Consider the following 24920-nt stretch of genomic DNA (forward strand, 5'->3'; position numbering starts at 1 on the left):
AAGCAGCGCAACGACGTCCAGCGGCTCGTCCTGTCCCACCCGCAGGGCCGGGCTCTCGCGCGCCGTGGCGGCGTTGCACCGCGCTAACGATGCAAAGGCATCGCCGCGCGCGGCGCGCCTTGCCACGACACGCGATACCTCCGGTCAGATTGGTCAATAGTTATCTCCCTTGGTATTAGTCATTGTTTTGCCCCATGAACGGCCGATAAATCCCTTAAAGGGCTATGGTGCCGCCGTGTTTGCTGTTATTCCGACGCGGTTACGGGGTGTGAGAGCGAGGCTGTCATGATGTTAGTCAATTGCAGGCGCTGGGCGTGCACGGGTCTTTTTGCGCTGGCCATGGCGGCAGCGATGCCGTTCGCGGGTCCGGCCGATGCAACTGAAATCCGCTACGTGGTCAACAACGTGCCGGTCACCAGCTACGACATCGATCGCCGCGCCGCATTCCTCAAGCTGCAGCGCCAGGGCGGAAACCTGCGCGAGAAGGCCGCCGAGGAGATGATCGAGCAGACGCTGAAGTTCCAGGAGATGAAGCGTCTCAACATCAACATCCCGGTCGAGATGGTCAACCAGGCTTATCAGCGTTTTGCGGGCAGCAACAAGCTGACCGCCAGCCAGCTCGACCAGGTGCTGGCGCAGGCGGGCGTCACCTCCGACCACTTCAAGGAATTCATCCGCTCGCAGATCGGCTGGAGCCGCGTCCTGCAGTCGCGCAACAGCGCGCAGAACAAGCTCAGCGAACAGGATGTGGTGGCAAAGATGCTGCAGCAGGGCGGCCAGAAGCCGAGCGCCACGGAATACATGCTCCAGCAGGTCATCTTCGTGGTGCCGTCGGGCGAGCGTTCGGCGCTCATGGGCAAGCGCAAGCGCGAAGCCCAGGCCATGCGCGACCGCTTCCGCAGCTGCGAGACAACCCGCGATTTCGCCAGGGGCCTGATCGACGTCACGGTGCGCGATCTCGGCCGCTTCCTCGAGCCGCAGCTTCCAGCGGACTGGAAGGACATGATCAAGGGCACCTCCCCCGGCAGCGCCACCAAGATCCGCGAGACCGATCGCGGCGTCGAGTTCGTCGGTGTCTGCTCGACGCGCGAGGTCTCCGACGACCGCGTGGCGCAGATGGTCTTCCAGAACGAGGAGCAGGGTGATGAGGCGACCGAAGCGGCGACCCGGGAGTATATGGCCGAGTTGCGCAAGAACGCACGCATCAGCAGGCGCTGAACATCCCTTTCCGCACCGGTTCGAGGCATAGCCGTGTTTCCCCTCGCCCTGAGCATCGGTGACCCGTCCGGCATAGGGCCGGAACTGGTGATTCAGGCATGGCATCAGCGCAAGGCGCTCGATCTGCCGGCCTTCTACGTGCTTGCCGACCCCGCCCTGCTGGCGTCCAGGGCGCGTCATCTCGGGCTCGATGCGCCGCTTGCCGAAGTCTCCGCCGATGCGGCCTGCGACGTCTTTGCCGACCGGCTGCCCGTGGCGCCGCTGGAGAACGGCCTGACCGACACGCCGGGCCTGCCCTCACCGGTCAATGCCGCCGGCATCATCGAGGCGATCACGCGCGCCGTCGAGGACACGCTGGCCGGCCGCGCTGCCGCGGTCGTCACCGCGCCCATCGCCAAGAAACCGCTTTACGACGCCGGCTTCCGCTTTCCCGGGCATACGGAATTTCTCGGCCATCTGGCGGAGGAGATCACCGGCAGCCCGGCCACGCCGATCATGATGCTCGCCGGGCCGGAGCTGCGCACGGTGCCGGTGACGGTGCACCAGGCTCTGGAGGCGGTGCCGCGGACGCTGAGCGGCGCATTGGTGCAGCAGGCGGCCCGCATCACCGCGCGCGATCTCAGGCTCCGCTTCGCCATCGAGGCTCCCCGCATCGCCGTTGCCGGCCTCAACCCGCATGCGGGCGAAGGGGGCACCATGGGCCGCGAGGATGCCGAAATCATCGCGCCGGCCATCGATGCCCTGCGCGCCGACGGCATCGACGCCTTCGGGCCGCTGCCGGCCGACACCATGTTCCACGCGCGGGCCCGGCAGGGCTATGACGCGGCCCTTTGCATGTATCACGACCAGGCGCTGATCCCGGTGAAGACGATCGCCTTCGACGAGACGGTGAACGTGACGCTGGGCCTGCCCTTCGTGCGCACCTCGCCGGATCACGGCACCGCCTTCGACATCGCCGGCAAGGGCGTGGCCCGTGCCGACAGCCTGATCGCGGCCATCCGCATGGCCCGCCGGCTGGCCGACAACGCAGCGCGACACGCATGAGCATCGACGGTTTGCCGCCGCTGCGCGAGGTGATCGCAGCGCACGGGCTGGCGGCCAAGAAATCGCTCGGCCAGAACTTCCTGCTGGATCTGAACCTGACGGCCAAGATCGCCCGCGCGGCGGGCGATCTCAGCGGCGCGACGGTCATCGAGGTGGGGCCGGGGCCGGGCGGCCTGACGCGCGCCCTGCTCATGACGGGCGCCAGGCGGGTCGTCGCCGTGGAGCGCGACGAGCGCTGCCTTTCGGCGCTTGCCGAGGTGGCCGGGCATTATCCGGGCCGGCTCGAGGTCATCAGCGGCGACGCGATGGAAACGGATTTTTCAGCGCTCGCCGCCGACGCGCGCGACGTCCGCATCGTCGCCAACCTGCCCTACAATATCGGCACCGAGCTCCTGGTGCGCTGGCTGACGCCGGAGGCCTGGCCGCCCTTCTACTCCTCGATGACGCTGATGTTCCAGCGCGAGGTGGCCGAGCGCATCGTGGCGGCACCCGGCGACAAATCCTACGGGCGGCTCGCCGTTCTCGCCGGCTGGCGCACGCAAGCGCGGATCGTCTTCGACGTGCCGCCGCAGGCCTTCACGCCGCCGCCGAAGGTCACCTCCTCCGTCGTGCATCTGGTGCCACGCGCCGAGCCGCTGCCGGTCGCGGCAAAAACCCTTTCACGCGTCACGGAAGCGGCCTTCGGCCAGCGCCGCAAGATGCTGCGCCAGAGCCTCAAGCCGCTGGGTGGGGAAGCGCTGCTCGCGGCTGTCGGGATAGACCCGACGCGGCGGGCCGAAACACTGTCCGTCGAAGAGTTCGTGGCGCTGGCGCGCGCCCTGTAGCATTTTGCAGTCAGGTGGGCTCACCGGACGTCCGCATAAATGCGGAAAAACAAAGGAGCTCTATCACGGCTCTTCGCCAAGCAGGCCTGAGACGAAGTCGAACAAGCCCGGACGGCGGTCGCGCCGCAGGCGCTCGGCCTCGACGATCGAGCGCACGGACGAGAAGGCACGGTCGAGCTCGTCGTTGATGACGACATAGTCGTAATCGACCCATTGCTCGATTTCGAAACGGGCGTTCTTCAGCCGCGTCCGGATGATTTCCGGCGTGTCCTCGGCACGGCGGGTCAGGCGGCCGAGCAATTCCTTCATGGTCGGCGGCAGGATGAAGATCGACACCACGTCGCCGCGCATCTTCTCGCGCAGTTGCTGCGCGCCCTGCCAGTCGATGTCGAACAGCATGTCGCGGCCTTCCGACAGCGCCTTCTCGACCGGCGCGCGCGGCGTGCCGTAGAGATTGCCGTGCACCTCGGCCCATTCGAGCAGGTCGTCATTGTCGCGCAGGAGCTCGAACTCGCGCTGCGACTTGAAGTGATAGTGGACGCCCTCGATCTCGCTGCCGCGCCGCTGCCGCGTCGTGACGCTGACCGAGAGCTCGAAGCCGGGAACCTGCGCCAGAAGCGTTCTGGCGATCGTCGACTTGCCGGCCCCGGAGGGGGACGACAGCACCAGCATCAGCCCGCGCCGTGCAATCGCCGCCAGACCTGCAGGAGCGGTTTCGGTTGCCATGGTCTACTCCAGATTCTGCACTTGCTCGCGGAACTGATCCACCACGGCCTTCAGCTCAAGGCCGATGGCGGTGACCGATGCGGCGTTTGACTTCGAGCACAGGGTGTTGGCTTCGCGGTTGAATTCCTGGCCGAGGAAGTCGAGCTTGCGGCCGACCGCGCCCGCGCCCGCGATCAGCGCCCGCGCCGAGGCGACATGCGTGTTCAGCCGGTCGATCTCCTCGCGGATATCCGCTTTGGTGGCCAGGAACGCCGCCTCCATGTGCAGCCGCGTCTCGTCCAGCCCGGAGGTCGCGTCCATCAGGCGCGCCACCTGTTCCTTGAGCCGGGCGCGGATCATCTCGGGGGTTCGCGACGGGTCCGCCTCGGCCTCTGCGGTCAGCGCCTCGATCCGCTGCACATGGCCGAGCAGCATGCCGGCAAGGGCCGCTCCCTCGCCGCGCCGCGCCTCATCCAGCCCGGCAAGGGCCGCCTCGAAGGTTTCCAGGATCGCCGCGTCCATGGCCTCGCGCGCCTCGTCGTCGGCGCCAGGATCCGGGTAGTCGAGCACCCCGCGCAACGCCAGCAGGCCGTCCGCCGTCGCCGGAGCGGTGCCGAACTGCTCGTGCAGCCGGCCGGCAAGCTCGGCGACCTCCTTGAGGAAAACCTCGTCCACCACCGGCCGCCGATAGGCGTCGGTCTGGCTGAGGGTCAGCGATGCCTGCACGTTGCCGCGCGAAAAGCGCTTCTGCAGCGCTTGCCGCGCCGGTTGCTCGATCCGCTCGTAGCCGGGCGGCAAGCGAAAGCGTACCTCCAGGCCGCGCCCGTTGACGGACTTGACCTCCCAGGTGATGGCGGCGGTCCGATGCTCTGCGGAGGCACGGGCAAAACCCGTCATGCTCTGGAGTTCGCTCATTGTGTCCCTGCCCTGCCGGCGCTCAGTTGGCGCTGGTTTCCGGCTTGTCGGCGGCCGCCTCTTCGGCACGCCGCTTCCTCTCCTCGGCGCGCCAGCGGGCGACGTTCTCGTTGTGCTCCTTGAGCGTCTTGGCAAAGACGTGACCGCCCGTGCCGTCGGCAACGAAGTAGAGTTCGTCGGTCTTCGACGGGTTGGCAACCGCCTCGAGCGCCGCCCGGCCCGGATTGGCGATCGGCGTCGGCGGCAGGCCGTCTATCAGATAGGTGTTGTACGGCGTCTTCTTGTCGAGGTCGGACCGGTAGATGGGACGATCTGCGGGTTTTCCGGCCCCGCCGAACAGACCATAGATGATCGTCGGGTCGGATTGCAGCCGCATGCTGCGTTCGAGCCGGTTGAGGAAGACGGCGGCGACGCGCGGTCGCTCGTCGGCGATGCCGGTTTCCTTCTCGACGATCGAGGCAAGCGTGACGAATTCGTCCTTGTCCTTTATCGGCAGGTCGGCATCGCGACGCTCCCAGATGGCGTCGATCATCTCCTGCTGGTCCTCGTGCAGCTTGGCGACGACCGCACGGCGATCCATGCCGCGCGTGAAGCGCAGCGTATCGGCCGCAAGGCTTCCCTCGGCCGGCATCTCGTCAGGCATCTCGCCGGAAAGTTCTGGCGTTTCACGAATGCGCGCGAACACCTGCTCGACTGTCAATCCCTCAGGGATGGTCAGCGAATAGAGCACCGACCGGCCGCTCTTCAGAAGTTCCATGATCTCCTGCATGGAGGCGCCGGCCTTGACCTCGTATTCACCGGCCTTCAACTGGCCGTCGGCGCCGTGGGCCCGCACGCCAACCAGGAAGACGCGGGCGTCGCTGATGAGCCCTTCGCGCTCCAGGATGTTGGCGATCTCGCGCACGCCGGTGTTCGGCTTGATGAGCACGATCTCCGCCGAACCGGACGGCCCCGGGCGCTCGAATTCCCGCTTGCCGAAATAGAAGGCGATGCCGGCCAGCACGACCAGGAAGACGAGCGAGGAGAAAACGAAATTGAGGAAGACGATGAACTGGCTGCGGGCCCGCCGCGAGCGCCTGGGCGGCGGCGTTCCGGCCTCGGGCCGCAATGCCTGGCCGGCCGACTTGAAGCCGCGGCCGCGCTCTTCACCCGTCTGGCGCCCGAAGCCGCCACCATCGCTGGAAGTCTCTGTCATATCGCCTGGACCGCTCCCTGCGGGAGGGGCGCGAGGCCCGCTTCCCTTCCAAAACTGTCTTGGCGGTCACGGGCCGAACGTCGTTCCGACCGGACCTGCCGTTACCATCTCGATTCGCCACCCCGGGAGACTGAATTGCGAAAATGGCAAAACTGCAAGCCCGTTTCGCGGCGCTTGTTATGCTTCGTAGCGCCGGAAGACCAGCGACGCGTTGGTTCCGCCAAATCCGAAGGAGTTTGACAGCGCCACGTCGATCTGGCGTTCGCGCGGCTTGTTCGGCACCAGGTCGATGGCCGTCTCAACCTGTGGATTGTCCAGATTGATCGTCGGCGGGGCCACGTTGTCGCGAATGGCGAGAATGGAGAAGATCGCCTCGGCTGCGCCGGCAGCCCCCAGAAGGTGGCCGATGGACGACTTGGTCGACGACATCGAGGCCTTGCCGGCAGCGTCTCCCAACAGACGTTCCACCGCCCGCAGTTCGATCGCGTCGGCCATGGTCGAGGTGCCATGGGCGTTGATGTAGTCGACATCGGCCGGCGTCATGCCGGCGCGCTTGATCGCCGCCTTCATGCAGCGATACGCGCCGTCGCCGTCTTCCGCCGGAGCGGTGATGTGGTAGGCATCGCCGGTCAGGCCGTAGCCGACGACCTCGGCATAGATCCTGGCGCCGCGTGCCTTGGCGTGCTCCAGTTCCTCGAGCACCACCACGCCGGCCCCCTCGCCCATGACGAACCCGTCGCGGTCGCGGTCATAGGGGCGCGAGGCTTTCTCCGGCGTATCGTTGAAGCTCGTGGAGAGCGCCTTGCAGGCGGAGAAGCCGGCGATCGACAGGCGCGTGACGGGCGCTTCGGCACCACCGGCCAGCATCACGTCGGCATCGCCGAGCATGATCAGCCGGGCCGCATCGCCGATGGCGTGCGCACCGGTCGAACAGGCCGTGACGACGGCGTGGTTCGGCCCCTTCAGCCCGTGGCGAATCGACACCTGGCCGGAGACCAGGTTGATGATGTTGCCGGGAATGAAGAAAGGGCTGATGCGCCGCGGGCCGCGCTCATGAAGAATGAGCGCGTTTTCCGCGATGCCTTCGATGCCGCCGATGCCCGAGCCGATCAGCACGCCGGTGGCGTACTTCTCGTCCTCGGTCTGCGGCTTCCAGCCGGAATCCTCAAGCGCCTGATCGGCAGCAGCGATGCCATAGGCGATGAACTCGCCGATCTTGCGCTGCTCCCGGGGCTCCAGGAAATCATCCGCATTGAACGCGCCCTCGCCTTCGCGCGGGATGCTGTTGGCGATCTTGCACGGCAGGTCATCGACCTCGAATCGGTCGATGCGCCTGGCCGCGCTTTTGCCTGAGAGCAGGTTCTTCCACCCGTGTTCGACCCCGAGGCCGAAAGGGGAAAGGAGCCCCATGCCCGTGACGACGACGCGTCTCATATGCTGATCATCCGCCTTGGCTACTGCCTGAAGGAACGCCGAAGGCGTCAGGCGGTTGCCTTGTCGATGTATTTTACCGCGTCGCCGACGGTGAGAATCGTCTCGGCAGCATCGTCGGGGATCTCGACGCCGAACTCTTCCTCGAACGCCATGACCAGCTCGACCGTGTCGAGGCTGTCGGCGCCGAGATCGTCGATGAAGCTGGCCGCTTCCGTGACCTTCTCGCCTTCGACGCCCAGATGTTCGACAACGATTTTCTTAACGCGCTCTGCAGTATCGCTCATGTGAGAACCCTCGACTTTCTGAATTTCCGATCTTCGTTAGCTGCACGATTGCCGCTAATCAAGCTGAAATGATGACTCCGTTCGAGGCGGGGATGCCTCCGAGCCGTCCCTGCTCCGTCCGCGACGAGCTCTGCAAGCTCTGCCGGGCGGAACCATGTCGGGCGGGCGCATATCACGATTTCACGGCACCCGCCAAGCGTTAATCGTCCTTGGTCCACCCCGGCAAGGCCTGCCCGGGCGATACGGCGTCAGATCATCGCCATGCCGCCATTGACGTGAATGGTCTGGCCGGTGACATAGGCCGCCTCGTTGGAGGCCAGATAGGCGACGGCCGAAGCGACCTCGGCACCGCTGCCCATGCGCTTCATGGGAATGGCGCCCATGATGGCCTCGCGCTGCTTGTCGTTGAGCTTGTCGGTCATCGCCGATTCGATGAAGCCCGGCGCCACGCAATTGACGGTGATCGACCGGCTGGCGATCTCCTGGGCGAGCGACTTGGAAAAGCCGATCATGCCCGCCTTGGACGCGCAGTAATTGGCCTGGCCGGGATTTCCGGTCACGCCGACGACCGAAGTGATGTTGATGATGCGGCCGAAGCGGCGGCGCATCATGGGGTGCGTCAGCTCGCGGGTCAGGCGGAACACCGAGGTCAGGTTCACCTCGAGGACCGCGTCCCAGTCATCGTCGCTCATGCGCACGAACAGGCCGTCGCGGGTGATGCCGGCATTGTTGACGAGAATGTCGACGCCCTCGAGCTCTGATTCCGCTTTCTCCGCCAAGGCCTTGACTTCGCTACGCTCGGACAGGTTCGCCGGCAGCAGCTTGACGCGGTCGCCGAGGTCGCTTGCCAGCGCCTCCAGCTTCTCCACCCGCGTGCCGTGCAGGCCGACGACGGCGCCCTGGGCGTGCAGGATGCGGGCGATCGCTTCGCCGATGCCGCCGGAGGCTCCCGTCACCAGCGCCTTGCGGCCGTTGAGATCAAACATGGCTTTGTCCTTCCGAAAATGGCGTAGACTATGGGTAGACTATAGCGAATGCACAAGCTGTCGGGCGGGCGGCGTTCAGACGAGCGCCTGCATCGCCGCCTCGATGTCGGCCGGCGCGTTGACGGCAACGGCGTTCAGATCGCGGTTGATGCGCCGGGCGAGCCCCGACAGCACCTTGCCGGAGCCGATCTCGTAAAGCGTTCCGACACCGTTCTCGCCGAACCAGGCGACCGTCTCGCGCCAGCGCACGCGCCCCGTCACCTGCTCCACCAGCCGCCGGGCGATCTCTTCGGGATCGGTGAGCGGCGACACCGTGACGTTGGCGATCACCGGCACTGCCGGAGCGCTCTTGCCGACCTTCGCCAGCGCCTCGCGCATGGCATCGGCGGCCGGCTGCATCAGCGCCGAGTGGAACGGAGCCGAGACCGGCAGCATGATGGCGCGCTTGGCGCCCTTCTCGGAGGCGAGCCTTGCCGCTTCCTCGACCGCCGCCCGGGCTCCGGAGACGACGAGCTGGCCGCCGCCATTGTCGTTGGCGATCTGGCACACGGATCCGGCCGAGGCGGCGGCGCAAACCGCTTCCACATCCTCCGCTTCAAGGCCGATGATCGCCGCCATCGCACCCTCGCCCACCGGCACGGCGGCCTGCATGGCATCGCCGCGGATGCGCAGGAGCCGCGCCGTATCGGCCAGCGAGAAGGTGCCGGCGGCGCAGAGCGCCGAATATTCGCCGAGCGAATGGCCGGCCACATAGGACACCTTGTCCCGCAGCGACAGGCCGCCCTTCTCCATCACCCGCATGGCGGCGATCGAGACGGCCATCAGGGCCGGCTGGGCATTGGCGGTGAGCGTCAGCTCGTCTTCCGGGCCCTCCCACATGACCTTGGACAGCTTCTGGCTCAGCGCGTCGTCCACTTCCTCGAAGACGGCGCGCGCCTCGGGGAAGGCCTCGGCCAGATCGCGGCCCATGCCGACGGCCTGGCTGCCCTGGCCTGGAAAGGTGAAAGCGATGCTCATCGCCGATGTCTCCCGAACTCTCTCACATTGGGGCGCATCTGGTGACGCAACGCGCCGCACGCGTCAAGCCTTTTGCCCGCTGGAGCCCACAAGCCATCGCCGCGCCATGTCAGGAAATGTCAGCGATCCCGTCGGCCCGCTGGCAAGCCCAACGTCTATTGCTTATATGAGCGCGGCTCATTGCAGCGTCACACGTCCGCCAGACATCGCGCGATGCTGTAAATCGTTGAAACGGCGCATCGCTCGTCCGCAGACCGATTCCGGGTCGCGGACCGGTGTGCCAGAGCGCTTCTGGCATGCAAGGAACGCCTCCATGACGAACGCCCTTTCCATAAAAAATCTTTCCAAGACATATGACACGGGTCTGACCGCCCTCAATGCGGTCGATCTGGACATCCGCCGGGGCGAGATCCTGGCGCTGCTCGGCCCCAACGGCGCCGGCAAGACGACCCTCATCTCCATCGTCTGCGGCCTGGTGAGGCCGACCACCGGAACGGTGACGGTCGAAGGCAATGACATCGTCCACGACTATCGCAAGGCGCGCCAGCTGATCGGGCTGGTGCCGCAGGAATTGCACACCGAGACCTTCGAGACGGTCTGGGACACGGTCAGCTACAGCCGCGGCCTGTTCGGCAAGAAACCGGCGCCGGCGCTGGTCGAGCAGATCCTGCGCGACCTGTCGCTCCACGACAAGAAGGACAGCAAGATCATGGCGCTGTCGGGCGGCATGAAGCGGCGCGTGATGATCGCCAAGGCGCTGGCGCACGAGCCGCGCATCCTGTTCCTCGACGAGCCCACCGCCGGCGTCGACGTCGAACTGCGCAAGGACATGTGGCGGCTGGTGAAGCGCCTGCGCGACACGGGCGTCACCATCATCCTCACCACGCATTATATCGAGGAAGCCGAGGAGATCGCCGATCGCGTCGGCGTCATCAACAAGGGGCGCCTGCTGCTGGTCGAGGACAAGGCGGAGCTGATGCGCAAGCTGGGCCAGAAGCAGCTCACCCTGGAACTGCAGAAGCCGCTCGACGAACTGCCCGGCAGCCTGGCCGACTATGAGCTCGAACTCGCCGATGGCGGCGAACGCATCACCTATCATTACGACACGCAGGCCGCCCGCACCGGCATCGCCTCTCTCCTGGCGGCGCTCTTCGGCGCGGGCATCACGGTGAAGGATATCGACACCGAGCAACGCTCGCTGGAAGACATCTTCGTCAGCCTCGTGGTGGAGGGAAACCAGTGAATTTCGAAGCCGTCAAATCCATCTACCTGTTCGAGATGGCGCGCATGAAGCGCACGCTCCTGCAGAGCGTCATCTCGCCGGTGCTTTCCACCTCGCTCTATTTCATCGTCTTCGGCGCCGCCATCGGCTCGCGCATCGAGACGGTCGAGGGCATTCAGTACGGCGCCTTCATCGTGCCCGGCCTGATGATGCTGACGCTGTTGCAGAACTCCATCTCCAACGCTTCCTTCGGCATCTATTTTCCAAAATTCATCGGCACGATCTACGAAATCCTGTCGGCGCCGGTCTCGTTCCTCGAGATCGTGCTCGGATACGTGGGAGCGGCGGCCACCAAGTCGATGATCCTCGGACTGATCATCCTGGCGACGGCGCATCTGTTCGTGCCGATCGAGATCCGCCATCCCTTCTGGATGCTGTTCTTCCTGGTCATGACGTCGGTGACCTTCAGCCTGTTCGGCTTCATCATCGGCATCTGGGCGGACAATTTCGAGAAGCTGCAGCTCATCCCGCTGCTGATCGTGACGCCGCTCGTCTTTCTCGGCGGATCGTTCTATTCGATCCACATGCTGCCCGAGTTCTGGCAGAAGGTGACGCTGGCCAACCCGGTCCTCTACCTGATCAGCGGCTTCCGCTGGAGCTTCTACGAGACCGCCGATGTCGGGGTGAACATCAGCATCGCCATGATCGTCATCTTCCTGGCGCTGTGCCTGTCGATCATCTGGTGGATCTTCAAGACGGGCTACCGGCTGAAGACGTGAGCTGGCGCCCTTGCATCTTGGGCAAAACCCTGTATAAGCGCGCGGTCTGCCGGTCCCAGCCGGGGGCTGAACGGAGGGCCGTGCGCTTTCGGGCGCCGTTGTGAAGACAGGTTCTTCCGCCTCCCGTGTCTCCGCTCTCGACCGTCTCGAACACGCGCCTTTCTTCGCCGGATCCACCGGAGAGAGAAGTCGCTGAGGCTTTAGCCGTTGGGATCCGGTGTGACGCGAACTGAAGAAAGGCAAGACAATGGCACTTTACGAGCATGTGTTTCTTGCCCGGCAGGATCTCTCGCCGCAGCAGGTCGAAGCCCTTGTTGAACAGTACAAGGGTGTGATCGAGGCAGGCGGCGGTACGGTTGGCCGGGTCGAGAGCTGGGGACAGAAGTCCCTCGCCTACCGCATCCAGAAGAACCGCAAGGCATACTTCACCCTCATGGACATCGACGCCCCGGCCGACGCCGTCAAGGAGGTCGAGCGCCAGATGGGCCTGTCCGAAGACATCCTGCGCTTCATGACCATCCGCGTGGACGCCCACGAGGAAGGTCCGTCGGCGATGATGCAGCGCCGCGACGACCGCGGTGAGCGCGGCGACCGTGGTCCCCGTCGCGACCGTGACGACCGCGGCCCCCGCCGTGACCGTGACGACCGTGGCCCGCGCCGTGACCGCGACTTCAACGAGGGTGCTGAATAATGGTCGACATCAACCAGATCCCGACGCGGCGTCCCTTCCATCGCCGCCGCAAGACCTGCCCGTTCTCCGGCGCCAACGCTCCGAAGATCGACTACAAGGACGTGAAGCTCCTGCAGCGCTACATTTCCGAGCGCGGCAAGATCGTGCCGTCCCGCATCACGGCGGTCAGCCAGAAGAAGCAGCGCGAACTGGCCAAGGCCATCAAGCGCGCCCGCTTCCTGGGCCTGCTCCCCTACGTGGTGAAGTAAGTTCCGGCGCGGGCGGCCCTGCCGCCCGCAGCCCCTCTCCGCGGCGGGCGCGGCCGAGGTTTCTGAAAATCCCGAGTTGGGGCGGCAAGCCCCTAACTGCCTAGTGGTGCGAGCATGACAGATGGTGCTCATCCGTCAGAACAGATCGCCCCATCAGATCAACAGCTTGCGGGCTGACTTGTCGAAACGGACGTTTCGCGCAGACCGCGGCAGGCAGGACAGCGATCCCGGCCGACACACCGGCCGTTACCGTTTCTGACCTGCCTTCATTCAAATTCCGGCGTTCGCGCCGACGACAGAAGGACGGAAACGATGGACGTTATTCTCCTCGAACGCATTGCATGGCTCGGCCAGATGGGCGACGTGGTGAAGGTCAAGGACGGCTTTGCGCGCAACTTCCTGCTGCCCAAGGGCAAGGCCCTGCGCGCCAACGAGGCCAACCGCAAGAAGTTCGAATCGCAGCGCATCGAGCTCGAGGCGCGCAACCTCGAACTGAAGAAGGAAGCCGAGAGCGTCGCCGAGAAGCTTGACGGCAAGACCTTCGTGGTCATCCGCTCGGCCGCCGAGACCGGCCAGCTCTACGGTTCGGTGTCGGCGCGCGACATCGTCGAGGTGCTCGGCGAGGACGGCTTCAAGATCGGCCGCAGCCAGGTCGAGCTGAACCAGCCGATCAAGACCATCGGCCTCATCAACGTGGCGATCGCCCTGCATGCCGAGGTCGAGGTGACCGTGACGCTGAACATCGCCCGCTCGACGGACGAAGCCACGCGCCAGGCCCGCGGCGAGACGCTCGATTCGGCCGAGGCGATCTACGGCGAGGACATCAACGACAGCGCCCGCCCCGAAGCCTTCTTCGATCCGAACGCGGAATACGAGGATCTGGGCGAAGAGCAGGAAGTCGAAGCCGAGGAAGGCTCCGACGAGAACGCCTAGAGCGGGATGAGGTTTATGATTTTGGATTGAATCAATCCAAAATCATCGCGATCCAAGGCGGCTGACCGATCGAACGGTCGAGAATTTGGGGAGCCGGGCGCAAAGGTCCGGCTCCCTTTTTCATTCGGCGGTGGCGTTTGGGCCGACAGCGGCAGGCTTTCGTCCTTTATTCAATAGTTCAATAAATTTCATACTTTGTCGCGCGGATTGATATGACGCGCGCAAGCCCTTGTCCCGCCGCCAAATTGCGGGATTTCGTGGCAGGATTTGGCAAGAAACGGGTTTTTGAACTAAGCCCAGCCGTATTCTGGCCCCTTTTCATTTTCGGAAAAATCGTTTCATAATCAAAGCCTCCCGTGAATTTGGGGGTTCTGAGATGAACTGGTTGCTCGACAGATTCGTTTCCCGCCTGATCCGCAAGGGCTCGTTTTCAATCACCGATCCGGCAGGCGTCACACACAGCTACGGCGATGGCTCCGGGGAACCGATCCGCATCGCCATCCACACGAAGAGCGCGGAACGCGCCGTCGCGCTCGATCCGATGCTCGCCGTTCCCGAACGCTACATGGAGGGCGAGATCGACATCGTGGAAGGCGACATCGTGTCCTTCCTGCAGCTCGTCTACACGAACATGGACGAGGCCGGCAAACAGGCCTTCCTCATCAAGCTCGGCGAGGCGCTGCGCTATCCGTTCCGCCGCCTCCAGCAGTTCAACACGGCGGCGCGCTCCAAGCGCAACGTGCATCGCCACTACGACCTGTCGGAGGAGCTCTACCGCCTCTTCCTCGACGAGGACATGCAGTATTCCTGCGCCTATTTCGAAACGCCCGACGTGTCGCTCGAGGAAGCCCAGCGCGCCAAGAAGCGGCACATCGCCGCCAAGCTGGCGCTGCAGCCCGGCCAGAAGGTGCTCGACATCGGCTCCGGCTGGGGCGGGCTCGGCCTCGATCTGGCAGGTCAGTTCGATGCCCAGGTGCTCGGTGTCACGCTGTCGGAAGAGCAGCACCGCGTCGCCAATGAGCGCGCCCGGACGATGGGGCTTGCCGACAAGGCGCGCTTCGAGATCGCCGATTACCGCTCGCTGAAGGGCCCGTTCGACCGCATCGTTTCGGTCGGCATGTTCGAGCATGTCGGCATCAACCACTACCGCACCTATTTCGACCAGAGCGCCAGGCTTCTGGCCGACGACGGGGTGATGCTGCTGCACACGATCGGCCGCTCAACCGGCCCCTCGGTCACCAACGCCTTCATTCGCAAATACATCTTCCCGGGGGGCTACATCCCCTCGCTGTCGGAAGTCACGCCGGCCATCGAGAAGTCGGGCCTGATCATCACCGACATCGAAATCCTGCGGCTGCATTACGCCGAGACGCTGAAGCACTGGCAGGCCCGCTTCCAGAAGAACCGCGCCAAGGCGGTGGAGATCTACGACGAGCGCTTTGCAAGGATGTGGGAGTTCTATCTCGCCGGCTCCGAGGCCTCGTTCCGCTGGCAGGAGATGGTGGTGTTCCAGATCCAGCTCACCAAGAAGCGCGACACCCTGCCGATGACGCGCAACTATATCGGCGATGCCGAAAGGCGCCTGGCCGACAGCAAGCGCCCCGGCAAGTTCACGCAGGCCGCCGAATAGGAATATAATCGGGCACTTCGGAATGATTCGCTGTCAAGCGCATCATTCCGCCCGGGCCTGAATTCCGAGCGCTGTGGCATTCTTGCGGTGGATAGCGGTGGATAGCGTGTGTTTCGAGGGCGAGCTTCGCGCATCCCTTCGGTTTTTTCCCCGCACCGCCCTGCGAACGTTTAGACAGGTCAGGGGTGCCGGGATGCTTCGTGTCTTCAGTTTGTCCGGGCGCAATTCGACTGAGACGCACCGGAACCACGGATAACATCTAAATGGCAGAGGCAGTCCGCAAGCTCGAAACCGCGGAAACGCAGCTTTATCGTGAAGCGCCCAACAACATCGAGGCCGAGCAGGCGCTGCTCGGCGCCATTCTCGTCAACAACGACGCGCTTTACCGGGTGTCGGACTTCCTGAAGCCCGTCCACTTCTACGAGCCGCTGCACCGCAAGATCTTCGAGGTGGCGGGCGAGCTGATCCGCATGGGCAAGACCGCCAATCCGGTCACCATCAAGACCTTCCTGCCCGCCGAGGAAAAGGTCGGCGAATTGACCGTCGCCCAGTATCTCGCCCGCCTGGCGGCGGAAGCCGTGACCATCATCAACGCCGCCGATTACGGCCGCGCCATCTACGATCTCGCCATCCGCCGGGCGCTGATCACGGTCGGCGAGGACATGGTCAACATCGCCTTTGACGCGCCCGTCGACATGGCCCCGCAGCGGCAGATCGAGGATGCCGAGCGGCGCCTGTTCGAGCTCGCCGAGACCGGGCGCTACGACGGCGGCTTCGAGAGCTTCGGCGAGGCGACCAAGATCGCCATCGACATGGCCAACGCCGCCTTCATGCGCGACGGGCACCTGTCCGGCATCTCGACGGGCATGCGCGACCTCGACAAGCGCATGGGCGGCCTGCAACCCTCCGACCTCATCATCCTCGCCGGGCGTCCGGGCATGGGCAAGACCTCGCTTGCCACCAACATCGCCTTCAACATCGCCAATGCCTATGAGCCGGCACAACAGGCCGACGGCTCCTACGCCGCGGCCAATGGCGGCGTGGTGGGCTTCTTCTCGCTCGAAATGTCGTCCGAACAGCTCGCCACGCGCATCATTTCCGAGCAGACGGAGATCCCCTCCTCCAAGATCAGGCGCGGCGAGATCACCGAGGCGGATTTCGAAAAACTGGTCGCCTGCGCGCAGATCATGCAGGACCGGCCGCTCTACATCGACGCGACCGGCGGCATCTCGATCGCCCAGCTCGCCGCCCGCGCCCGCCGCCTGAAGCGCCAGCGCGGCCTCGACGTCATCGTCATCGACTATGTGCAGCTCATGCAGGGTTCATCCGCCAAGTCGCAGCAGAACCGCGTGCAGGAGATCACCGAGATCACCACCGGCCTGAAGGCGCTCGCCAAGGAGCTGTCGACGCCGATCATCGCCCTGTCGCAGCTCTCGCGTCAGGTGGAGAACCGCGACGACAAGCGCCCGCAGCTCTCGGACCTGCGCGAATCGGGATCGATCGAGCAGGATGCCGACGTGGTCCTTTTCGTCTATCGCGACGAGTACTATTTGAAGAACAAGGAGCCGAAGCCCGGCACCGAAGAGTACATCAAGTGGGAAGCCGAGATGAACGAGGCGCGCGGCAAGGCCGAGGTGATCATCGCCAAGCAGCGTCACGGCCCCACGGGAACGGTGCAGCTGGGCTTCCAGGGCGAGTTCACCCGCTTCTACGACCTCGCCGAGGAAGACCGGCTGCCAGAACGGTTCGAGTGACGCATTGACCAGGCCCCCCTTTTCGACAATCACCGGCGCCGACCCGCGTGTCGCGGGCGGCCGCCTCATCGTCGATCTCGATGCCCTGGCGGCGAATTACCTTGAGCTTGCCGAGCGGTCCACGCCGGCCGAGGCCGCCGCGGTGGTGAAGGCGGACGCCTACGGGCTCGGTGCGGGTCCCGTGGTGCAGACCTTGTCTGCCGTTGGCTGCCGCCGCTTTTTCGTCGCCCTTCCCGAGGAAGGGCTTGCCGTGCGCGAGGCAGCGCCGGAGGCCGAGATCTATGTCTTCAACGGGCTGTTCAGCCCGGAAGCCGCCGCGTTCTACCGTGAAGGCCGCCTCCTGCCGGTCCTCAACTCGCAGAGCGACCTGGCGATCTGGGAAGCGCATGGCTGGGACGACGGCGAGGAGCCGCGCCCCTGTGCCCTGCACCTGGAGACGGGCATGAACCGCCTGGGGCTGACAGCGGAGCGGACGCGCGTCCTGGCGCAGGAGAATGCGCTCACCGGTGCGCTGACGCCGCGCCTCGTCATCAGCCACCTGGCCTGCGCCGACACGCCGGGCCATCCGATGAACCGGCGGCAACTCGAATCATTTCAAGAGCTTTGCGCCCTTTTCCCAGATTCTGAATCAAGTCTGGCGAATTCGTCGGGCATCTTTCTCGACGGCGCGTTCCTGCGCGACGTGACCCGGCCGGGCATCGCGCTCTATGGCGGCTCGCCCATCGCCGGGCCGGAAAACCCGATGCGCCCGGTGGTCACCGCCGAGGCGCGCATCGCCCAGCTTCGCCACGTGCCGGCCGGCCAATCGGTCAGCTACGGCGCGACGCCCGTTGCGCGCGACACCCTGGTGGCGGTTGCCTCGGCAGGCTATGCGGACGGCTATCACCGTGCCGCGTCCGGGGCGGGCGTTCCCCTGCGCCAGGCGGTCGCCAGCGGCGCTTCGGGCTTCGTCGCCGGCCAGCGTGTGCCGGTCATCGGCCGGGTGACCATGGATCTGACCCTGTTCGACGTCACGGCCCTCGGCCCCGACACGCTGCAGGTCGGCGATTTCATCGAGCTGTTCGGCCGCAACATGCCGATCGACGAGGTGGCGGCCGCCGCCGGCACGGTCTCCTACGAGCTTCTGACGGCGCTCGGCCGCCGCTATGAGCGGCATTATGTCCACGGCGAGGCGACAGCCTGATGGCCCGTTCTCGCGTTCAGTTCATCTGCCAGAACTGCGGCACCGTGCATGCCCGCTGGGCGGGCAAGTGCGACGGCTGCGGCGAGTGGAACACGCTGATCGAGGAGGGCACGTCGAGCGGCATCGGCTCCGGCCCGCAGGCATCCCGCAAGGCGCGCAAGGGTCGCGCCGTGGCGCTCACCACGCTGTCGGGCGACATCGAGGATGCGCCGCGCATCCAGACCGGCATCGGCGAACTCGACCGGGTGACCGGCGGCGGCTTCGTGCGCGGCTCGGCGCTTCTGGTGGGCGGCGACCCTGGCATCGGCAAATCGACCCTCCTGACCCAGGCGGCGGCGGCACTCGCCGCGCGCGGCCACCGCATCGTCTACGTGTCGGGCGAGGAGGCCGTGGCGCAGATCCGCCTGCGCGCGCAGCGCCTCGACGTCGCCAACCAGCCGGTGGAACTGGCCGCCGAGACCAATGTGGAAGACATCCTGGCGACCATAGAGGACGGCAAGCGGCCGGACCTCGTCATCCTCGATTCGATCCAGACGCTGTGGACGGATCTCGCCGAATCTGCGCCCGGCACGGTCACGCAGGTGCGTGCGGCCGCCCAGGCGATGATCCGCTATGCCAAGTCGACCGGGGCGGCCGTGGTGCTTGTCGGCCACGTCACCAAGGAAGGCCAGATCGCCGGCCCGCGCGTCGTCGAGCACATGGTCGACGGGGTGCTCTATTTCGAGGGCGAAGGCGGCCATCACTACCGCATCCTGCGCACGGTCAAGAACCGCTTCGGGCCGACCGACGAGATCGGCGTGTTCGAGATGGGCGACCGGGGCCTGCGCGAGGTGTCGAATCCATCCGAACTCTTCCTCGGCGAGCGCAGCGCCAAGGCGCCGGGAGCCGCCGTCTTCGCGGGAATGGAGGGCACGCGGCCGGTTCTTGTGGAAATCCAGGCGCTCGTCGCCCCCTCGCCGCTCGGCACGCCACGCCGGGCCGTGGTCGGCTGGGATTCGGCCAGGCTTTCCATGGTGCTCGCCGTGCTGGAGGCCCATTGCGGGGTGCGCTTTGCGACCCATGACGTCTACCTCAACGTCGCCGGCGGATACCGCATCTCGGAGCCCGCCGCCGATCTTGCGGTGGCCGCGGCCCTCGTCTCCTCGCTCACCGGGCTTGCCCTGCCTGCCGATTGCGTCTATTTCGGCGAGATCAGCCTGTCGGGCGCGGTCAGACCCGTCGCGCACGCGGCAAGCCGACTGAAGGAAGCCGAGAAACTAGGCTTCGCCCAGGCGGTCATGCCGATGAGCAACGAGGACGGCTCCGGTGCGATCGCGGCGCGGGCCGCACGACCGGAGGCGCTGGCCGATCTCGTGGCCCGGATCGCGGGGTCCAAGGCGGCTTGAACGGATTTGATTGGCGGCCCGAAGGCCCGGAAGAGATGGAACTGACCTTGCGAGGGCATCCTCACTGCCAAAGGAGTAGGGGCGACAATGCCAATCACGCTGCTTGACGGAGTCCTCGTCGGCTTCACCCTCGTTTCAGCCATGCTGGCCATGGTGCGCGGCTTCTCGCGGGAGGTCCTGTCCATCGCCTCATGGGCGGCGGCGGCCGCGGCGGCCTATTTCTTCCATCCTCTGGTCCTGCCCTACGTGACGCCCTATATCAGCAACGACATGCTGGCGATCGCGGCGGCGGCGGCGGCGGTGTTCTTCGTGGCGCTGATCGTCGTGACGGTGATCACCATGAAGATTGCCGACTTCATCATCGATTCGCGTGTCGGCGCGCTCGACCGTACGCTCGGCTTTCTCTATGGGGCGGGGCGCGGCGTCCTGGTCGTTGCGGTGGCGCTTCTGTTCCTGAACTGGCTCATGGGCTCCAATCCGCCGAGCTGGGTCGCAGAAGCCAAGTCGCGCCCGCTGCTCGACGGCGTCGGCCAGTGGATCCAGTCGCTGCTTCCGGAGGATCCGGAGAACTCGATTTTCGACCGCTTGTCCGACGGCACCACGGCAGACGGCGAGACGAGCAACTGACGGCCCGCGGGCCGTCATGCGCGTTACAGGACCCGTGTCTTTGAGACAAGGAAAAGGTGCTGTAAGGTATTGAAGCGCATCGTGTTTCATGGCGATTGCCTGACCGGTGCGGACGAAAGGGCGGCCTTAAATGGTACAGCAAGACAATTTGCCCCTCGCGGGTGAAGCCGATGATCATTTCCATGACGAATGCGGCGTGTTCGGCATTTTCGGTCGAACGGACGCCGCCGCCATCGTCACGCTCGGCCTGCACGCGCTGCAGCACCGCGGACAGGAGGCGGCCGGCATCGTCTCCTTCGACGGTGCGCAGTTCCACGTCGAGCGGCATATCGGCCTGATCGGCGACACCTTCACCAAGCAGTCCGTGCTCGACCGGCTGCAGGGCGGCCGCGCCATCGGCCACACGCGCTACGCGACGACCGGCGGCTCCGGGCTCAGAAACGTCCAGCCCTTCTTCGCCGAACTCGCCGAGGGCGGCCTCGCCATCGCCCACAACGGCAACATCACCAACGCCATGACCGTGCAGCGCGCCCTGCAGAAGCAGGGGGCGATCTTCTCTTCGACCTCCGACACCGAAACGATCCTGCACCTGGTGGCGATGAGCAAGGAGCGCGACACCAACGCGCGCTTCATCCATGCGCTGCGGCAGATCGAGGGCGCCTTTTCCATCGTCGCCCTGACCTCGAAGAAGATGATCGGCTGCCGCGATCCGCTCGGCATCCGCCCGCTGGTGCTTGGCGATCTCGACGGTGCCTACATCCTCGCCTCGGAGACCTGCGCACTCGACATCATCGGGGCGCGCTATGTGCGCGACCTGAAGCCCGGCGAAATGGTGATCGTCACGGAAACCGGCATCGAGAGTCTGTTCCCGTTCGAGAACAAGCAGGAGCCGCGCTTCTGCATCTTCGAATATGTCTATTTCGCCCGCCCGGATTCCTCCGTCGAGGGCCGCAACGTCTACGAGGTGCGCAAGCAGATCGGCGCCGAGCTGGCCCGCGAGATGCCGGTCGAGGCCGACATCGTCGTGCCGGTGCCAGACTCGGGCACGCCGGCGGCCATCGGCTACGCCCAGGCGGCGGGCCTGCCCTTCGAGCTCGGCATCATCCGCAACCATTATGTGGGCCGCACCTTCATCCAGCCGACCGATTCGATCCGCCACATGGGCGTCAAGCTGAAGCACAATGCCAACCGCCGCTTCATCGAGGGCAAGCGGGTGGTGCTGGTGGACGATTCCATCGTGCGCGGCACCACCAGCCAGAAGATCGTGCAGATGGTACGCGAGGCGGGCGCGGCGGAGGTGCACATGCGCATCGCCTCGCCGCCGACGCGCGCCTCCTGCTTCTACGGCGTCGACACGCCGGAGGCGGCGAAGCTGCTGGCCTCGCGCCTGACGATCGAGGAGATGGCCGAATTCATCCGCGTCGATTCGCTCGCCTTCCTGTCGATCGACGGTCTCTACCGGGCCGTCGGCGAGGCGGCGCGCAACAACGACCAGCCGCAATTCTGCGATGCCTGCTTCACCCGCGATTATCCGACGCGGCTCACCGACCACGAGGGCGCCGACAACGTGCGCACGCTTTCCCTTCTCGCAGCAGGCGGTCAATGACAGACAGAAAACCAGATTTGCAAGGCCGGCTGGCGCTGGTCACCGGCGCTTCGCGCGGTATCGGCTATTTTCTCGCCAAGGAGCTGGCGGCGGCGGGAGCCCATGTGATCGCGGTGGCGCGCACCGTCGGCGGGCTCGAGGAGCTGGACGACGAGATCAAGGCGATGGGCGGCGAAGCGACGCTGGTGCCGCTCGACCTTGCCGACATGGCCGGCATCGACCGCATCGGCGGCGCGATCCACGAGCGCTGGGGCAAGCTGGACATCCTGGTGGCCAACGCCGGCATTCTGGGCGTCATTGCCCCGCTCGGCCATGTGGAGGCCAAGGTGTTCGAGAAGGTGATGACCCTCAACGTCACCGCCACCTGGCGGCTGATCCGCAGCGTCGATCCGCTGCTGCGGGCCTCGGATGCGGGGCGTGCCATCATCATGTCGTCGGGCGCGGCACATTCCGCGCGCGCCTTCTGGGGTCCCTATGCGGCTTCAAAGGCGGCTGTGGAGGCGATGGCGCGCTCCTGGGCCGACGAGACCAGGAACATGGCCCTGCGCGTCAACACGGTGAACCCCGGCGCCACGCGCACCGCCATGCGGGCGCAGGCGATGCCGGGCGAAGACCCGGACACCCTGCCCCATCCTTCCGAGGTGGCCGCGAAGATCCTGCCGCTCGCCAGCCCGGAGCTCACCGAAACCGGCCTCATCTTCGACGTGCGGCAGAACCGGTTCACCCGCTACCAGATGCCGGCATAGGCCGAACTGCGCGAAAGCGGTTCGAACGATTTGCGGCGCCCTTTCCGCATCGAAGCGGAAGCGGGGCGCTGCGGGTTTCCACAGCACGGCGTCGGCGATTGACGTTCCCGTCCCTTTCGTTACCTTTCACGCGGCAGCGGCCGAAGAAGCCGTGCTCCGAGGATGCGGCATGGGTTTGGCAAAACGCCGTCCGTTTGAGTGGCCCATACGTAGATTCAAGACTGCTGGTTTGTCCCACCGTCAGGGATCGGCCAAGCGATTGGGAGACGCGGCATGATTCTGGCGATTGAAACCATCCTCGTGGTGGTGGCCTTGTGGACGGCAGCGGCGGGGCTGGTGCAGTTCCGGCGCGGACTGACCTTTCACCAGGCGGCGCTCTATGCGCCGCTGAAGATTCTCTTCCGCATCAGCGACCGGGAGATCGACGCGGCGCGCCGGGCGGAGCCTCCGGTCATCTACGTCGTCTGGCATCGGTCGCGCCTTGACCCTGCGCTGATGCTTTCGCTGCTGCCCGAGGACACGCTGCACATCCTCGACGAGGAGTCGGCGCAGTCGCACCTGATCGAGCCCTGGCGGGCGCTGGCCCGCACCATCACCTTCAACGCCCACCACGTCTTCGTCAGCCGCCGCCTGGTGCGGCGTTTGAAGGGCAACGGTAGGCTCGCCGTCTACATGCCCGACGACACCGACCCGGACGTCAAGACGTTCCGCCTGTTCCGCGCCGTGGCCCGCATCGCGATCAAGGCCGAAGCCCGTGTGGTGCCGATCTTCATCGCCCGTGGAGGTTTCCTTCCCGCCACGAGCGTGCACGCACTGCCGCCGGCGACCGTCGAGGAGCTGATCGCCCGCTCGGGCAAGGAAGATATGCGCGCTTCGCAGGCCCTGTTCGAGCGGATGATCGAGGCGCGCGGCGAAACCGCGGCCATCGAGGATTAATCGGCGTCCTCCGCCGCCCTCTCGGCCTCTTCCTCCTTCCCGGCTCGCCGCGCATAGGCGCGCACGCTGAAGACCAGGAAGACGAGATAGGCGATGGCCGACGCCGACAATGTCAGCCAGGTGAAGCTGGTGAGCAGCAGCACGTAGAGCGCAAGGCCGAGGATCAGCGGTAGCACATATTCGCGCGGCACCCGGCTGCCCGAATATTTGCCCGAATAGACCGGCAGGCGGCTGACCATCAGAAAGCCGATCAGAACCGTGTAGAGGCAGGCGGCCAGTGCCGCCACGCGGTCCGGCGTGACCCCAAGGAACCCGAGATAGACCGGCAGCAGGACGAGAGCGGCGCCGGCCGGGGCGGGCACGCCGACGAAATAATCCGCCTGCCAGGCCGGGCGCGTCGGATCGTCCAGCATCACGTTGAAGCGGGCGAGCCGCAGGCAGCACGCGATGGCGAACAGAAGGGCTGCGATCCAGCCCAGCGCGCCGGCCCGGTCAAGCAGGTAGGCATAGAGGACGAGAGCCGGCGCGACGCCGAAATTGACGATGTCGGCGAGCGAATCCATCTGCGCGCCGAATTTCGACGAGGCCTTGAGCATGCGCGCCACGCGCCCGTCCACGGCGTCGAGGAAGGCAGCGATCAGCACCATCACCACGGCGGTCTCGACACGATGCTCGAAGGCCAGCCGGATGCCCGACAGCCCGGCGCAGATCGCCAGCACCGTGATGAGGTTGGGCACCAGCATGCGCAGCGGAATTTCGCTCAGCTTCGGCCCGCCTCCCCCATGCGGCTCGAACGGTGGAAAGGGCCCGGCCATCAGGAAACACGCACCAGAGGCTGTTTCAGCTCGCTGCCGAACTCGGCGATCACGGTCTCACCGCCGACCGCCGTCTGCCCGACGGCGACGCGCGGCATGGCGGTCTGCGGCAGGTACACGTCGACGCGCGAGCCGAAGCGGATCAGGCCGAAGCGCTCGCCGACGGCCAGCGCGCCCGGCGCCTCGGCCCAACAAACGATGCGGCGCGCCACAAGGCCGGCGATCTGCACGACCGGTATGGGGCCGTGCGGGCTCTCGATGACGAGGCCGTTGCGCTCGTTCTCGACGCTGGCCTTGTCGAGCTCGGCGTTGAGGAAGCGGCCCGGCCGGTGCTCGATCAGCGAGACGCGGCCGCGCACCGGCGCGCGGTTTATGTGGCAGGAAAAGACGTTCATGAAGACCGAGATGCGGGTCATCTCGCCAGGGCCCATGCCGAGTTCGGCCGGAGGGACCGCAGGGCCCACATAAGAGACGAAGCCGTCGGCCGGGCTGATCACCAGGCGATCGTCGACCGGCGTCACCCGCTCCGGGTCGCGATAGAAATAGACGCACCATCCAGTGAGCGCGAGGCCGATCCAGAACAGCGGCCCCCACAGCAGCCCGAGCAGCAGCGTGGCGGCCGCGAAGGCGGCAATGAACGGGTAGCCCTCGCGATGGATGGGCACCAGCGTGTTGCGGATCGTGTCTAGCAGATTCGTCACCGGGCGCGCCCTCATTGCCTCTGTCAGCGGCCTTCCTAACGG

General features: G+C 65.8%; 25 protein-coding genes. 16 read left to right on the forward strand and 9 right to left on the reverse strand.

The annotated features are described in order from the left end of the window. Positions 1 to 285 precede the first annotated feature (285 nt). The 3 genes from NUU27_RS11690 to rsmA are packed head-to-tail and all read left to right on the forward strand — an operon-like array spanning position 286 to position 3086. Positions 286 to 1218 (forward strand): peptidylprolyl isomerase, encoded by a 933-nt coding sequence (locus NUU27_RS11690; RefSeq protein ID WP_257762282.1) that lies wholly within the window; start codon positions 286 to 288, stop codon positions 1216 to 1218. 33 nt (positions 1219 to 1251) lie between these two features. After that, positions 1252 to 2262, forward strand: coding sequence for a 4-hydroxythreonine-4-phosphate dehydrogenase PdxA (pdxA, locus tag NUU27_RS11695; RefSeq protein ID WP_257762284.1), 1011 nt, complete (start codon positions 1252 to 1254; stop codon positions 2260 to 2262). Continuing rightward, entirely contained in the window at positions 2259 to 3086 is an 828-nt protein-coding gene (rsmA, locus tag NUU27_RS11700; RefSeq protein WP_257762285.1) for a 16S rRNA (adenine(1518)-N(6)/adenine(1519)-N(6))-dimethyltransferase RsmA, read from the forward strand. Before pdxA ends, rsmA begins: the two co-directional genes overlap by 4 nt. Positions 3087 to 3149: 63 nt before the next feature. Here the strand turns inward: rsmA and gmk are convergent, their stop codons facing one another. From gmk to fabD, 7 genes are all read right to left on the reverse strand, one after another. Then, positions 3150 to 3812, reverse strand: coding sequence for a guanylate kinase (gene gmk / locus NUU27_RS11705; protein WP_257762286.1), 663 nt, complete (start codon positions 3810 to 3812; stop codon positions 3150 to 3152). A gap of 3 nt (positions 3813 to 3815) precedes the next feature. Then, positions 3816 to 4706 (reverse strand): YicC/YloC family endoribonuclease, encoded by an 891-nt coding sequence (locus tag NUU27_RS11710; RefSeq protein WP_257762287.1) that lies wholly within the window; start codon positions 4704 to 4706, stop codon positions 3816 to 3818. 22 nt (positions 4707 to 4728) lie between these two features. Next, the gene (gene mltG / locus NUU27_RS11715) at positions 4729 to 5901 is read right to left on the reverse strand and encodes an endolytic transglycosylase MltG (protein WP_257762288.1); all 1173 of its coding nucleotides are present in this window, start codon (positions 5899 to 5901) and stop codon (positions 4729 to 4731) included. A gap of 177 nt (positions 5902 to 6078) precedes the next feature. After that, positions 6079 to 7335: a beta-ketoacyl-ACP synthase II gene (fabF, locus tag NUU27_RS11720; RefSeq protein ID WP_257762289.1), complete on the reverse strand. Its 1257-nt coding sequence runs from the start codon at positions 7333 to 7335 to the stop codon at positions 6079 to 6081. Between the two features lie 47 nt (positions 7336 to 7382). Next, positions 7383 to 7619, reverse strand: a complete 237-nt coding sequence (locus tag NUU27_RS11725) for an acyl carrier protein (protein ID WP_257762290.1) — start codon at positions 7617 to 7619, stop codon at positions 7383 to 7385. 248 nt (positions 7620 to 7867) lie between these two features. After that, complete coding sequence (fabG, locus tag NUU27_RS11730; RefSeq protein ID WP_257762291.1) at positions 7868 to 8605, reverse strand: 3-oxoacyl-[acyl-carrier-protein] reductase; 738 nt, start codon at positions 8603 to 8605, stop codon at positions 7868 to 7870. Positions 8606 to 8680: 75 nt separating this feature from the next. Beyond that, positions 8681 to 9622 (reverse strand): ACP S-malonyltransferase, encoded by a 942-nt coding sequence (gene fabD, locus NUU27_RS11735; protein WP_257762292.1) that lies wholly within the window; start codon positions 9620 to 9622, stop codon positions 8681 to 8683. A 313-nt stretch (positions 9623 to 9935) separates the two neighbouring features. Here fabD and NUU27_RS11740 point away from each other — a divergent pair, with 313 nt between their 5' ends. From NUU27_RS11740 to NUU27_RS11800, 13 genes are all read left to right on the forward strand, one after another. Then, entirely contained in the window at positions 9936 to 10865 is a 930-nt protein-coding gene (locus tag NUU27_RS11740; protein ID WP_257762293.1) for an ABC transporter ATP-binding protein, read from the forward strand. Next, on the forward strand, positions 10862 to 11623 hold the full coding sequence (locus tag NUU27_RS11745; RefSeq protein WP_257762294.1) for an ABC transporter permease: 762 nt from the start codon (positions 10862 to 10864) through the stop codon (positions 11621 to 11623). Before NUU27_RS11740 ends, NUU27_RS11745 begins: the two co-directional genes overlap by 4 nt. A gap of 247 nt (positions 11624 to 11870) precedes the next feature. After that, on the forward strand, positions 11871 to 12314 hold the full coding sequence (gene rpsF, locus NUU27_RS11750) for a 30S ribosomal protein S6 (RefSeq protein WP_257762295.1): 444 nt from the start codon (positions 11871 to 11873) through the stop codon (positions 12312 to 12314). After that, a complete protein-coding gene (gene rpsR / locus NUU27_RS11755; protein WP_002963610.1) occupies positions 12314 to 12562 on the forward strand; it encodes a 30S ribosomal protein S18 in 249 nt (82 codons plus the stop codon). Before rpsF ends, rpsR begins: the two co-directional genes overlap by 1 nt. Before the next feature lie 312 nt (positions 12563 to 12874). After that, the gene (gene rplI, locus NUU27_RS11760; RefSeq protein WP_257762296.1) at positions 12875 to 13495 is read left to right on the forward strand and encodes a 50S ribosomal protein L9; all 621 of its coding nucleotides are present in this window, start codon (positions 12875 to 12877) and stop codon (positions 13493 to 13495) included. Between the two features lie 376 nt (positions 13496 to 13871). Next, on the forward strand, positions 13872 to 15125 hold the full coding sequence (locus NUU27_RS11765) for a cyclopropane-fatty-acyl-phospholipid synthase family protein (RefSeq protein ID WP_257762297.1): 1254 nt from the start codon (positions 13872 to 13874) through the stop codon (positions 15123 to 15125). Between the two features lie 263 nt (positions 15126 to 15388). Further along, positions 15389 to 16879, forward strand: a complete 1491-nt coding sequence (locus NUU27_RS11770) for a replicative DNA helicase (RefSeq protein WP_257762298.1) — start codon at positions 15389 to 15391, stop codon at positions 16877 to 16879. Positions 16880 to 16883: 4 nt separating this feature from the next. Beyond that, a complete protein-coding gene (alr, locus tag NUU27_RS11775) occupies positions 16884 to 18062 on the forward strand; it encodes an alanine racemase (protein ID WP_257762299.1) in 1179 nt (392 codons plus the stop codon). After that, positions 18062 to 19447 carry a DNA repair protein RadA gene (radA, locus tag NUU27_RS11780; RefSeq protein ID WP_257762300.1) on the forward strand — a complete coding sequence of 462 codons (1386 nt, stop codon included), beginning with the start codon at positions 18062 to 18064 and terminating at the stop codon, positions 19445 to 19447. The genes alr and radA overlap by 1 nt, the downstream gene beginning before the upstream one ends. Before the next feature lie 87 nt (positions 19448 to 19534). Beyond that, entirely contained in the window at positions 19535 to 20074 is a 540-nt protein-coding gene (locus NUU27_RS11785) for a CvpA family protein (protein ID WP_257762301.1), read from the forward strand. A gap of 130 nt (positions 20075 to 20204) precedes the next feature. After that, positions 20205 to 21680 carry an amidophosphoribosyltransferase gene (gene purF, locus NUU27_RS11790; RefSeq protein ID WP_257762302.1) on the forward strand — a complete coding sequence of 492 codons (1476 nt, stop codon included), beginning with the start codon at positions 20205 to 20207 and terminating at the stop codon, positions 21678 to 21680. After that, positions 21677 to 22426, forward strand: a complete 750-nt coding sequence (locus NUU27_RS11795; RefSeq protein ID WP_257762303.1) for an SDR family NAD(P)-dependent oxidoreductase — start codon at positions 21677 to 21679, stop codon at positions 22424 to 22426. The genes purF and NUU27_RS11795 overlap by 4 nt, the downstream gene beginning before the upstream one ends. Before the next feature lie 273 nt (positions 22427 to 22699). Then, positions 22700 to 23362, forward strand: a complete 663-nt coding sequence (locus NUU27_RS11800; RefSeq protein ID WP_257762304.1) for a 1-acyl-sn-glycerol-3-phosphate acyltransferase — start codon at positions 22700 to 22702, stop codon at positions 23360 to 23362. On the opposite strand, the gene pssA is transcribed toward NUU27_RS11800, so the two are convergent. Continuing rightward, entirely contained in the window at positions 23359 to 24177 is an 819-nt protein-coding gene (gene pssA / locus NUU27_RS11805) for a CDP-diacylglycerol--serine O-phosphatidyltransferase (protein ID WP_257762305.1), read from the reverse strand. The genes NUU27_RS11800 and pssA overlap by 4 nt on opposite strands. Next, the gene (locus NUU27_RS11810) at positions 24177 to 24878 is read right to left on the reverse strand and encodes a phosphatidylserine decarboxylase (RefSeq protein WP_257762306.1); all 702 of its coding nucleotides are present in this window, start codon (positions 24876 to 24878) and stop codon (positions 24177 to 24179) included. Before NUU27_RS11810 ends, pssA begins: the two co-directional genes overlap by 1 nt. Positions 24879 to 24920 lie beyond the last annotated feature (42 nt).

It is taken from the genome of Nitratireductor sp. ZSWI3 (assembly GCF_024655565.1).
Classification (GTDB): domain Bacteria; phylum Pseudomonadota; class Alphaproteobacteria; order Rhizobiales; family Rhizobiaceae; genus Nitratireductor.